Here is an 11,951-nt window from a genome sequence, read left to right on the forward strand (position 1 = left end):
GATCTCGGCAGCAGTGGGTCTACGAGGATCAAAAGATCGCAGGCTTCGCCAGCTCCTACCTGGACCGCGTCAACCTGTTGCTCCTGCGCCTGCGTTGATCATGGTCAATACTTGAAGGACTGAATGCCTGCCGAATGACCGCACATCGGGCGGCAACGTCCAGGCTGTTGCAAAGGGACCGTCACCTGCTCGTTCACCCACGGGAGGTTTGTCATGTCTGAGCAATCACGTTTCATGCTGGTCGCCTCGCCCCTGATGGAACACAGCCCCGCCTTCGACCGGGCCGCGGCGCTGGCCAAGGCCGAAGACGCGGCGCTGCACATTGTGGCGTTCGATTATCTGGAAGGTCTGGCGACCGCCAGCCTGGTCAACGAAAAAGCGATGGAGCAAATGCGTCTGGGCTATGTCGATCGACACCGGCAATGGCTTGAGGAACAGGCCCGGCCGTTGCGCAAGATCGGAGTGCAGGTCACCACCGAGGTGACGTGGGTCGAACGTCCACTGGAAGAAATCCTGATTCACCTCAAAGAACAGCCGATGGACGTGCTGATCAAGGCGCTGGAGCCGCACTCGATGCTCTCACGGCTGATGTTCACCCCGCTCGACGTGCATCTGCTGCGTGAATGCCCGGTGCCGCTGCATTTCGTCAGCCATGCCGTGCATGCCCTGCCCCGCAGGATTGTCGCGGCGGTCGACCCGTTTCATCGGGATGATCAGTACAAAAGCTTCAATGACCGGATCCTCCACGAAGCGTTGAAACTGGCGAGCGCCTGCAATGCCGAACTGGATGTGGTCTACGCCTACGACCTGTCATCCATCAGCGCCGACGAATTCGGCTTCGACAATGGTTCTGCGTTTTTCTCTTCGGCCAAGGCCAGAACCCTGTTCGACTATCAGGAGGAAGCCTTCCACGAACTGGTCGAACGCAACGGCATCGCGCCGGAGCAGCGGCACATGATCATGGGCCACCCGGCCAAGGTGCTGACACGCTATGCCGATGCCTTTGACGTCGATGTGCTCGTCATGGGCCGGATCGGCCATCGCGGCCTGGGGCGGCTGATCGGCAGCACGGTGGAGCATTTGCTGTACAAAATGCCGTGCAGTGTCTGGGTGGTGTACACCGAGCGGCTGGATGAATAATCAATCGCCCAGACACCACCCATCCCCCTGTCGAATCGTCGCACCGCCGCTCCCACAAGGGGTTTTGTGTAGGCAAGTCAACGTCGGGTGATCACCACTTCAAGGTATTCACTCGGCACCACCAGCGACTTGTCTCCCGCCCGGTTCATGCGGTTTATCAGCTCGGTCAGGTCGTCTTCAAAGGCTTTGGCACCTTCCGGGGGCAGCGCCGCGAACGCCTTGTGGACCGGGCCGTACCAGGTGCGGAACGTGTCGATGAAGTGCACCGCCGAGCGGTAACGGAAGTTGAAGAACCGCCGGGTCACCTGGAGCAGAAAATCCCGTTCATCGAAGTGTGAATGCAACCAGGCCTCGGTGCCCCAGTTCGACGGCGGTTGAGCCCCCGGCGGTGGCGGCAGATGGCGGCCCAGGGTTTTGAACATCTGGCCGACAAAGCCTTCAGGCGTCCAGTTGGCCAGGCCGATCCGGCCACCGGGGCGACAGACACGCGCCAGCTCCGCAGCCGCTTTTGCCTGGTCCGGTGTAAACATCACACCGAAAGTTGAAAGTACGGCGTCGAAGCTGGCGTCCTCGAAAGGCAGTGCCTCGGCGTCGGCCACTTGAAAGATGACCTCCAGGCGTTCCGCCCGGGTCCGGTCTTCGCCACGCTCAAGCAGTGCAGCCACATAGTCGGTTGAGGTGACGTGAGCGCCACGGCGTGCGGCCGCCAGCGTCGCATTGCCGTTACCGGCGGCGACGTCCAGCACGCGTTCATCGCAGAGCAGGTCGCAGGCTTCGGCGAGCTGCTCGCCGACAATCTGCAAGGTGGTGCCGATCACGGCGTAGTCGCCACTGGCCCAAGAGGCCATCTGACGGTTTTTCAAGGCAGTAAGATCAATGGGTGTACTCATTAAATCCGCTCCGTTACGGGCTACATCCCCGGCTTATTCTGCCGTGGTGGGATCGATGATGGTCGTGACCCGGGAAATGCTGTTGGCCGGGAAACCGCTCTGCCTGGCGTGTTCCCTGATCAACTCTTCGCTGGGCGAGATGTACACGCAGTAGAGCTTGTCGCCGGTGACATAACTCTGCTGCCACTGCACCTCCGGCAAGTCGCGCAACGCCCGGCAGGACTTTTGCGAAGCCGCTTTCAAATCCCTTTCTGACAGTGTTCCAGCACCCGGAATCTCGCGTTCAATGACGAACTTCGGCATGGCAACCTCTCATTCTTGTTATTGATGACAGGGTCGGCAGACCCTGCGTGACCACTATCGCGCTGCTGGCCGGGGGCGTCCTGCCCGATCGTCGGCCAACCTTGTCCGATCGTCCGGAGGTTTCGCGTTGCGCCGCGACAGGCTCACAATCAAAAGCTGCCCGCCCATAGGGGAAAACCACCATGGACGCCCTGTCCCAGACCCTGCGCGTCGTCCGCCTGGTCGGCGCGATTTTCATCAACGCCAGGTTCACCGCGCCCTGGTGCTACCAGTCGCCGAGCGCCGACACGGCAGCACCGTTTCTGGAGCCCGGCGCCGAACGCGTGGTGATCTTTCACTTGATCACCGAAGGCGAGTGTTATGTCGAGCTCGGTGATGATCCGCCCCTTCTTCTAACGGCCGGCGATGTGGTGGTGTTCCCTCAGGGCGACGCGCACCGCATGGGCTCGGCTCCCGGTCTTAAACCCGCCACAGGTGCGCGGTTGGATGTGGTGCTGTCACGTCGTCCGCGGCAGTTGAGCTACGGCGGTGGTGGCGCGGTCACGCGGCTGGTGTGCGGCTATCTGGCGTGCGACACACGATTGGCCGGCATGTTGCTGACCGGGTTGCCGGCCGTGGTCCGGGTCAATGTGCGTGGCTCGAATGCCGGCATCTGGCTGGAGTCGTCGGTTCGTTATGCGTTGGCCGAAGCCCGATCGCCAAGGCCCGGTGGCGAAGGCGTTCTGGCCAAACTGGCCGAGGTGCTGTTCATCGAGGTGCTGCGCCTGTACATGCACGAACAGGGCGAAGGTCGGACCGGTTGGCTGGCGGGTGTGGGCGACCGGATTGTTGGCGCCGCTCTCAATGCGCTGCACAAAAAACCCTGTCACACCTGGACACTGGATGAACTGGCGCGCACCGCCGGCACTTCAAGGTCGGTGTTGGCGGAACGTTTTCAACAACTGGTGGGGATTTCGCCGATGCAGTACCTGACGCAATGGCGGATGCTGCTGGCGGCCAATCTGTTACGCAGCAGTAACAGCTCATTGCTGCGGATTGCCGAAGAGGTGGGTTATCAGACCGACACGGCGTTCAGCCGGGCGTTTCGTCGTGAGTTTGGCGCACCGCCGGCGGCATGGCGGCGCGGTCAGGAGAAAAGAACAATGGCCCACGGCGCGGAGCCTGTGAGCCATTGATTTGCAGGTTTACGCCGCTGGTGCGGGAGCTTTGGCGTCTGCCTTGGCCTCTTCCAGCAACTGTTGGATCATCTTCTCCTGAGTCTCGTAGCGACCTTCACCAAAGTGGGTGAAACGCACCTGACCCTTGGCGTCGATCAGGTAGTGAGCGGGCCAGTACTGGTTTTCAAAGTTGCGCCAGATCGCGTAGTTGTTGTCGATGGCCACCGGGTAGGTGATGCCGAGTTTCTTCACCTGATCCTTGACGTTGCCAATGATGCGTTCGAAGCCATATTCCGGGGTGTGGACGCCGATCACCACCAGGCCATCCTTCTCGTATTTCTGTGCCCAGTCCTTCACATAAGGCAGGGTGTGCTGGCAGTTGATGCAGTCGTAGGTCCAGAAGTCCACCAGCGCCACTTTGCCTTTGAGCGAGTCATTGGTCAGTGCCGGCGAGTTGAGCCATTCGACGGCGCCGGACAGCGATGGCATCGCGCCTTGGGCATTGTCCAGGGTCGTGTCGGCCTTGACCTTGCTGACCAGGTAATCAACCACTTTCGGTACGCTTTCCAACACGCTTTTCTCGAGGGTGCTGACGCCTTCGGACGAGGTGCCGGCCAGCAGGGTCTTGTCGGCGCCGGTGGAAATCACCACCGCAGCGGCCAGCACTGCAAACCCCGCACCCCGACGCAACCAACCGGTGACCGAAATCGACGCTTTCAAGCGATTGACCAGGCCGCGGCCGGCGAAGATCAAAGTGCCCAGCGACAACGCGCTGCCCAGACCGTACGCCACCAGCAACAGACTGGTTTGCGCGTTGGCGCCTTGCAGCATGGCACCGGTGAGGATCACACCGAGGATCGGCCCGGCGCACGGAGCCCAGAGCAGTCCGGTGGCGACACCGATCATGACCGAACCCAATGGGCCGGACATTTTCCGGGTGTCCGGGTCGAGGCGGTTGCCCAGCAGTACGAATGGGCGTGCCAGCCAGTCACCGACCCGCGCGGAAATCAGCGACAGGGCAAACAGCCCCATCACGATCAGCGCCACGTGACGGCCAGTGTTATTGGCTTGAACCACCCATTCGCTGCTGACCACGGCCAGGCTGGAAATCAGGGCGAAGGTCAGGACCATGCCGCCGAGGGTGAGCAGGATCGACGAACGGGTGCGGTCAACGCCGGCGAACAGAAACGGCACGACCGGGAGGATGCAGGGGCTGAGGACGGTCAATATGCCGCCCAGGAAAGCGATGAGGAACATGAGGATCACCTAATGCAAATGAGGGTGTTGATTCACACAGATCCAATGTGGGAGCGGCGGTGCGACGATTCGACTTGCTCGCGAAGGGGCCAGTACATTCAACATTGATGGCGACTGACACTCCGCCTTCGCGAGCAAGCCCGCTCCCACACTGGATCGGTGGTGATTACAGAGACTGTGTACGGCTTCAGGCCGTCTCGTTATCCAGCACATGCCCCTGCGGTGTGCGGCTGGAACCATCCTGTACCAGCAAGTCATTGGCACCCTGCTCGTTCACCGGGGTCAGCTGGAAGCAGGTGCTGCTGCCGCAGGTGCTTTGTTCAACGGCGGCGTTGGCGTGGGCGGCGGCACCGGCAAGGGCGAAGGCAGCGGCGGTCAGGTAGCGGGTGACGTTGTTCATGGTGTTCTTCCTGTATCAAAGGGGATTGGCAATCGGTCAGCGAAGGACTCAGTTGTCTGAGTTGCAGTCAGCAAATTTGCGGTAGTCCAGGACCTGGGTTTTGCCTTGGGAATCCAGGTAGGTCATCTGGGCACCCACAATCCCGCAGGAAGTCGTGGCGTCCTGTTTCATCGACACCACTTTCTTGATGTCCAGGTGCGTGCCATAGGTGTAGGTTTTCGGGGTGACGTCTGCCTCGGCGCGGGCTGACAAGGTGCAGATGTTCAGTGCGGCAAACAGGCAAGCGGCGTAGACGGCTTTGGTGTTCATGGTGGTTTCCTCAAGGCTTCAATGGGTAGGTCGTTCAATTGAGCCGAGGCGGTTGGGTTTGCCTCGATGGAACCCATTAGAAGCCTGCGAGGTATCTCGTCTGTGTCGAAAACAGGCGCGTGTAAATCGGTACGTATCAAAACCGCCTGCGGATACACAGCGATACAAACCCCCTGAAATCCGGCGTTTTTGCCTCCGTGTGTATCCGCCGACACACCAGATACACTGCAATACAAAGGGTGGCGGGCGAGCAGGCAAAGGCTCGATAGACTGTGCGTCATCCCCCATTTTCAGAGGCCTGGCCCCATGGAACACGTCGATCACATTCTCATCGTGGACGATGACCGCGAGATTCGAGAGCTGGTAGGCAACTACCTGAAGAAGAATGGCCTGCGCACCACCGTCGTCGCTGACGGCCGGCAGATGCGCGCGTTCCTGGAGACCACACCGGTGGACCTGATCGTGCTCGACATCATGATGCCGGGCGACGATGGCCTGATGCTGTGCCGCGAGATCCGCGCCGGCAAACACAAAGCCACGCCGGTATTGATGCTCACCGCCCGCAACGATGAAACCGACCGCATCATCGGCCTGGAAATGGGCGCCGACGATTACCTGGTCAAGCCGTTCGCCGCCCGTGAACTGCTGGCGCGGATCAACGCGGTGCTGCGCCGCACGCGGATGCTGCCGCCGAACCTGGTGGTCACCGAAAGCGGACGCCTGCTGGCCTTCGGGCGCTGGCGCCTTGACACGTCGGCCCGCCACTTGCTCGATGACGACGGCACCATGGTTGCGCTCAGCGGCGCGGAGTATCGGTTGCTGCGGGTATTCCTCGATCATCCTCAACGCGTGCTCAATCGCGACCAGTTGCTGAACCTGACTCAGGGCCGCGACGCCGACCTGTTCGACCGCTCCATCGACTTGCTGGTCAGCCGCCTGCGTCAGCGCTTGCTCGACGATGCGCGGGAACCGGCGTACATCAAAACCGTGCGCAGCGAAGGCTATGTGTTTTCGCTGCCGGTGGAAGTCCTCGGTGCGCCCTCATGAAACGCTCGTTGCGCTGGCCTCGCACCCTCGCCTCACGGCTTTCGCTGATCTTTCTGATCGGCCTGATTCTGGCGCAGGCGCTGTCCTTCGGCGCGCAGTATTACGAGCGTTACGAAAGTGCGAAAAACACCATGCTCGGCAATCTGGAGACCGACGTTTCGACCTCCATCGCCATCCTCGACCGCTTGCCGGCCGCAGAACGCATGAGTTGGTTACAACAACTGGAACGGCGCAATTACCGCTACTTGCTGGATGAAGGTTCGCCGGGCACGGCCATGAGCGACACGCCGATTGCGATGACGTCGATCAAGGATGCAATTGGCAAGGATTACCCGATGACCGTGACCGATATTCCGGGGCCGATAAAACACTTTCAGGTCCATCTGAAACTGGCCGATGGCAGCCCGGTGACCATCGACGTGCGCCCGTCGATGGTGCCGTTATCGCCATGGTTGCCCATCGTTCTGCTGGGCCAACTGTTGCTGATGATTCTCTGCACCTGGCTGGCCGTGAGAATCGCCATCCGCCCCCTCACCCGCCTCGCGCAGGCAGTGGAGACCCTGGACCCCAACACCCACGCCGTGCACCTGGACGAAAAAGGCCCGACCGAAGTCGCCCATGCCGCCATGGCCTTCAACGCCATGCAGGCGCGCATCGCGGCCTATCTGAAAGAACGCATGCAACTGCTGGCGGCGATTTCCCACGACCTGCAAACGCCGATCACGCGCATGAAACTGCGCGCTGAATTCATGGACGACTCCAGCGAAAAAGACAAACTCTGGAACGACCTCGGCGAGATGGAGCACCTGGTGCGTGAAGGCGTGGCCTACGCCCGCAGCGTCCATGGCGCCACCGAAGAGAGCCGCCGCACCGATCTGGATTCGTTCCTCGACAGCCTGGTGTTCGACTATCAGGACATGGGCAAGGACGTACAGCTCAGTGGTAAAAGTGAAGCCGTCATCGACACCCGGCCGCACGCATTGCGACGCGTGCTGGTGAACCTGACGGACAACGCGCTCAAATTCGCCGGCGCGGCGGAGTTACAGGTGGAATCGAAGCCTGGTGGCCGTTTGTCGGTGAAGGTAATGGACCGCGGCCCCGGGATTGCAGAAGAGGAACTGGCCCACGTGATGGAGCCGTTCTACCGCGTGGAGAATTCGCGTAACCGCAGCACCGGCGGAACGGGCCTGGGCCTGGCGATTGCCCAGCAATTGGCGCTGGCGATTGGCGGCTCGTTGACGTTGAGCAATCGCGAGGGCGGTGGGTTGTGCGCGGAGTTGAAGTTGCCAGCCCGACCTCTGTAGGAGCAGCCGGTCGACGCTCGATTGCTCGCGATGGACGTTAACGATAACGCGTGCTGTCTGGATGAACGCGTTATCGTTATCCTCCATCGCGAGCAAGCTCGCTCCTACAGAAGCACGACCTCATCATTTATATGGACATTAGCTAATGGATGAAAACAGAAGACCCATCAAGACGCGTTCTGCGGGATGGGCCAAACGCATCACCGATATCCTGGTGAAAAAGGACCTCTCCCCCAATCAGATCTCCGTCGCCAGCATCGCTTTCGCGCTGTTCGGCATCGTGGCGCTCAATATCGATAACGGCATTACCGGATCAATCCTCTGCGCGATCGGCATTCAATTGCGCCTGCTGTGCAATCTCTTCGACGGGATGGTGGCAATTGAGGGCGGCAAGAAATCCGACATCGGCAGCCTCTACAACGAATTCCCCGATCGGATTGCCGACAGCCTGCTGATTGTCGGGCTGGGCTATGCCATCGGCTATTCGGACCTTGGCTGGTTTGCGGCGCTGGCCGCGGCACTGACGGCGTATGTCAGGGTGTTTGGCGGTTCGATCGGTCTCAAGCAGAGCTTCATCGGCCCGATGGCCAAGCAACACCGGATGGCGGTGATGACCGCAGGCCTTTTGCTGAACGCTGTCGAAGCGAGCGTTTATGGCAGTCACTACGTGCTGTTGATTGCGTTGATCATCATCGCCATCGGCTCCGTCACCACTTGTGTCACGCGAACGCTGGACATTTCCAAGCAGCTAAAAGGTGCCGCCGATGTGGATCAGTAATGCGCTGATTTCTGTTCTTCGCTTCCTCATCGGCGTCACAGCAAGATGGGAAAGTCCACCGGACCTCACGCGCCAGCGCATCTATTTCGCCAATCACACCAGCCATATGGACACCCTCGCAATCATCGCCGCCCTGCCCCCCGAGGCCCGGGTGAATGTGAAACCGGTGGCCGCTGCCGATTACTGGGGAAAGAACCGGTTTCTGTCGTACATCTCGCAGAAAGGGTTGAATGCCGTGCTGATCGAACGTAACCCGGCGCCCGGCGTGAACGTGCTGGAGCCCATTTTTGATGTGGTGCGCGCCGGCCATTCGATCATCATCTTTCCGGAAGGCACGCGGTCCAGTCAGGCATTGCCCGGTGAGTTCAAATCGGGGCTTTACCGGTTAAGCGAGACTTTCCCCGATGTCGACCTGGTGCCCATCTACCTGGAAAACCTGCATCGCTCCATGCCCAAAGGCAAGCACGTACCGCTGCCGATTATCTGCACGATCCGGATCGGCAACCCGCTGGAGCGGATGGCCGGCGAGGAAAAACAGGTGTTTCTGGAGCGCGCGCGTGACGCCATTGTGAGGCTGTCGAAATGAGTCTTGAAGCAAAGTTCCTGTGGTTCTTTTTTGCAATCGCCTGCCTGCTGGCGGTGGCTTCGCTCACCGGTCGACTGCTGGCCCGGCGCGCCAAAACGGAAAGTTCGATCTCGACCATCGAAAACCTCAACCAGCGCGTGAATGCCTGGTGGGGGATGGTGATCATCTTCTTCGTTTCCTATCAGTTGGGTGGCAATGCAACGGTCGTGCTCTTCGGCTTCATTTCGCTGTTCGCGCTCCGGGAATTCATCACCCTGACTCCCACCACCCGGGGCGATCACAACGCACTGTTCTCGGCATTTTTCATCCTGATTCCGCTGCAATATGTGCTGATCGGAACCCACTGGTATTCGATGTTCACGCTGCTGATTCCGGTGTACGCCTTCCTGCTGCTGCCGGCGATTGCGGTGCTGAGTCAGGACACGGAAGGCTTTCTGGAAAGGACCGCGAAGATCCAGTGGGGTGTGATGATTTGCATCTATTGCATCAGCCACGCGCCTGCGTTGTTGCTGCTGGATCTGCAAGGCTTCCAGGGCCAGAACGCGCTGCTGCTGTTCTACCTGGTGTTCGTCGTCCAGTTGAGTGATGTGTTGCAGTACGTGTTTGGGAAGCTCTTCGGCAAGCACAAGGTTGCGCCGCTGGTGAGTCCGTCGAAGACCGTGGAAGGCCTGGTGGGTGGCGGTTTGTCTGCCACGCTGATTGGCGGCTGCATGTTCTGGATGACGCCGTTCAGTTTCTGGCAGTCGCTGATGATGTCGTTCGTCATCGTGGTGATGGGCTTCCTGGGCGGGCTGGTGATGTCGGCGATCAAACGCAGCCTCAGTGCCAAGGACTGGGGCACCATGATCAAGGGCCACGGCGGCATGCTCGACCGGATGGACTCGATCTGCTTTGCGGCACCGATCTTCTTTCACCTGACGCGGTACTTTTTCTCCGCCCAATAAGACAGGGCAACACAAAACTACTGTGGGAGCGGCGGTGCGACGATTCGACTTGCTCGCGAAAGCGAAGTGTCAGCCAACATAAATGTTGAATGTTAAATCGCTTTCGCGAGCAAGCCCGCTCCCACATTAGGGCTGAGGTGTTCTGGAGATCGCGCTCTTAAGCAGCGACGCCAACCACCCCTTCACCATGCATCTGCCGCAACAACGCCGCCCCGCTGTCCATGAAATCCTGCGACCCGGCCGCGCCTGCCTCGACGGCCAATCCCTCCAGCTGCTGGCGCCCGTTCAGCTCGGGAAACTCTCCAATCCGCTGCAACAACCGCCACGCCAACGGGCTCAATTCGGAAAACTTCACACTCCAGTCTTCAACCCGACGCACCAGCAGCAACGTCGGCTGGGCCGGTACAGCGTCGGGTCGATAATCCGGTCCGACCAAATGCACCGGCCACGCATACGCCAACGGCCAGGCCAGCGGCGAAACCTGCAACGGTCGATCCAGCAGCGCCCCGGCATCGCTCGCCGGCAACGGCTCGGCCTCGGACTGCTGCAACGCCATCTCGACCCACTCGTAATGCGCCAGTTCGACCATGAAGGGCGGCCACGGCCCGTCATTCAACGCCGGCGGCTGTGCGGCCAGAAACTCGACAAACTCCTGGGCGATCTCACCGAATTTCGGCGTGTGCGCGCGGTAGTCCCGCAGGAAGATTCGCACCAGCGAACGCCAGTGCTCATCACCGAGAATCTTGATCAGCACCGGAAAAGTGCCGCTGAGCAACATCGACAGGTTGTTGAAAATCAGGTCGCGGTAAACCTGTGCCCGCGCCACATCCATTCCGACTGGCGGCGCGCAATGATCGGGGTCGCGCAGGTAAAGACCAAAGGTGTTCTGCTGCTGAAACAAGGCTGATTTATCCACGGCTCACCCCCTCGGCTTGCAGGCGGCGGATGGTTTGCAGCTCGGCGACCAGTTCAGCGAACGCAGGGAAATTGAAATCCCGCTCCAGCAGCGTCGGTTGCGCGCCGAATCGAGCATAAGCCTCGGCCAGTAACGACCAGACCACCGGTTTCACCGACGCGCCATGGGTGTCGATTTTCAAGGTGTCGGACTCATCGAAATGCCCGGCCACGTGCATCGCCACCACCCGGCCCGAGTCGATGCCGGCCAGAAAGGTCTGCGGATCGAAACCGTGGTTGATCGAGTTGACGTACACATTGTTGACGTCCAGCAGCAGGTCGCAATCGGCTTCGCGCAGCACCGCGTTGGTGAACGTCAACTCGTCCATGTCTTGCTGTGGCGCCGCGTAATAAGAGACGTTTTCCACCGCCAGACGCCGGCCAAGAATGTCCTGGGACTGACGAATGCGCGCGGCGACGTGATGCACCGCTTCTTCGGTAAAGGGCAACGGCAACAGGTCATAAAGGTGACCGTCATCGCTGCAGTAGCTCAGGTGCTCGCTGTACAGCGGTACGTTGTATTGATCGAGAAAAACCCGGACTTCCTGCAGAAAACCGACGTCCAGCGGCGCCGGTCCGCCCAATGACAGCGACAGACCGTGACAGGACAACGGATACCGTTCGGCCAAGGCGCGCAACGCCGCGCCAAGGGCGCCGCCGATGCCGATCCAGTTCTCCGGCGCGACTTCCAGAAAGTCGAAATCGCCCACCGAGGCGGCCTGAAGATCCTTCATTAAACCGCGACGCAGGCCAAGTCCGACGGTCGCTTTCGCTGAGGTGATGGGAGTCTGCATGATGTCGATCTCAAGGTTGTCAGAACGTAATCACAGTTAACCGAAGCGGTGTATCGGGCCTGTGTTCCGTTCCGGCAGAAAATCGCAG

14 protein-coding genes are annotated in these 11,951 nt (G+C 60.3%); 7 read left to right on the forward strand and 7 right to left on the reverse strand.

Annotated features, from left to right (window positions below):
- Positions 1-213 precede the first annotated feature (213 nt).
- Complete coding sequence (locus ACYZTL_RS05105) at positions 214-1,140, forward strand: universal stress protein (RefSeq protein ID WP_461950865.1); 927 nt, start codon at positions 214-216, stop codon at positions 1,138-1,140.
- A 77-nt stretch (positions 1,141-1,217) separates the two neighbouring features.
- Here the strand turns inward: ACYZTL_RS05105 and ACYZTL_RS05110 are convergent, their stop codons facing one another.
- Positions 1,218-2,030, reverse strand: coding sequence for a class I SAM-dependent methyltransferase (locus tag ACYZTL_RS05110; RefSeq protein WP_461950866.1), 813 nt, complete (start codon positions 2,028-2,030; stop codon positions 1,218-1,220).
- A 33-nt stretch (positions 2,031-2,063) separates the two neighbouring features.
- Positions 2,064-2,333 carry a DUF4242 domain-containing protein gene (locus tag ACYZTL_RS05115; RefSeq protein ID WP_461950867.1) on the reverse strand — a complete coding sequence of 90 codons (270 nt, stop codon included), beginning with the start codon at positions 2,331-2,333 and terminating at the stop codon, positions 2,064-2,066.
- A gap of 182 nt (positions 2,334-2,515) precedes the next feature.
- Here ACYZTL_RS05115 and ACYZTL_RS05120 point away from each other — a divergent pair, with 182 nt between their 5' ends.
- Entirely contained in the window at positions 2,516-3,508 is a 993-nt protein-coding gene (locus tag ACYZTL_RS05120; protein WP_461950868.1) for an AraC family transcriptional regulator, read from the forward strand.
- A gap of 9 nt (positions 3,509-3,517) precedes the next feature.
- Here the strand turns inward: ACYZTL_RS05120 and ACYZTL_RS05125 are convergent, their stop codons facing one another.
- From ACYZTL_RS05125 to ACYZTL_RS05135, 3 genes are all read right to left on the reverse strand, one after another.
- Positions 3,518-4,747, reverse strand: coding sequence for a cytochrome c biogenesis protein DipZ (locus ACYZTL_RS05125; protein ID WP_461950869.1), 1,230 nt, complete (start codon positions 4,745-4,747; stop codon positions 3,518-3,520).
- 187 nt (positions 4,748-4,934) lie between these two features.
- On the reverse strand, positions 4,935-5,147 hold the full coding sequence (locus tag ACYZTL_RS05130) for a hypothetical protein (protein WP_461950870.1): 213 nt from the start codon (positions 5,145-5,147) through the stop codon (positions 4,935-4,937).
- A 48-nt stretch (positions 5,148-5,195) separates the two neighbouring features.
- Positions 5,196-5,456, reverse strand: coding sequence for a DUF2790 domain-containing protein (locus ACYZTL_RS05135; RefSeq protein ID WP_461950871.1), 261 nt, complete (start codon positions 5,454-5,456; stop codon positions 5,196-5,198).
- A gap of 306 nt (positions 5,457-5,762) precedes the next feature.
- On the opposite strand from ACYZTL_RS05135, the gene ACYZTL_RS05140 reads away from it, so the two are divergent.
- From ACYZTL_RS05140 to ACYZTL_RS05160, 5 genes are all read left to right on the forward strand, one after another.
- On the forward strand, positions 5,763-6,503 hold the full coding sequence (locus ACYZTL_RS05140) for a response regulator (protein ID WP_407012909.1): 741 nt from the start codon (positions 5,763-5,765) through the stop codon (positions 6,501-6,503).
- Entirely contained in the window at positions 6,500-7,807 is a 1,308-nt protein-coding gene (locus ACYZTL_RS05145) for an ATP-binding protein (RefSeq protein WP_461950872.1), read from the forward strand. The genes ACYZTL_RS05140 and ACYZTL_RS05145 overlap by 4 nt, the downstream gene beginning before the upstream one ends.
- 145 nt (positions 7,808-7,952) lie before the next feature.
- Complete coding sequence (locus tag ACYZTL_RS05150; protein WP_461950873.1) at positions 7,953-8,585, forward strand: CDP-alcohol phosphatidyltransferase family protein; 633 nt, start codon at positions 7,953-7,955, stop codon at positions 8,583-8,585.
- Complete coding sequence (locus ACYZTL_RS05155) at positions 8,572-9,171, forward strand: lysophospholipid acyltransferase family protein (RefSeq protein WP_461950874.1); 600 nt, start codon at positions 8,572-8,574, stop codon at positions 9,169-9,171. Before ACYZTL_RS05150 ends, ACYZTL_RS05155 begins: the two co-directional genes overlap by 14 nt.
- On the forward strand, positions 9,168-10,115 hold the full coding sequence (locus ACYZTL_RS05160) for a phosphatidate cytidylyltransferase (protein ID WP_461950875.1): 948 nt from the start codon (positions 9,168-9,170) through the stop codon (positions 10,113-10,115). The genes ACYZTL_RS05155 and ACYZTL_RS05160 overlap by 4 nt, the downstream gene beginning before the upstream one ends.
- A gap of 157 nt (positions 10,116-10,272) precedes the next feature.
- On the opposite strand, the gene ACYZTL_RS05165 is transcribed toward ACYZTL_RS05160, so the two are convergent.
- A complete protein-coding gene (locus ACYZTL_RS05165) occupies positions 10,273-11,031 on the reverse strand; it encodes an HvfC family RiPP maturation protein (protein WP_461950876.1) in 759 nt (252 codons plus the stop codon).
- Entirely contained in the window at positions 11,024-11,863 is an 840-nt protein-coding gene (locus ACYZTL_RS05170; RefSeq protein ID WP_461950877.1) for an HvfB family MNIO-type RiPP peptide maturase, read from the reverse strand. Before ACYZTL_RS05170 ends, ACYZTL_RS05165 begins: the two co-directional genes overlap by 8 nt.
- Positions 11,864-11,951: the final 88 nt, after the last annotated feature.

The sequence above is a fragment of the Pseudomonas sp. LB3P81 genome, from assembly GCF_054897965.1.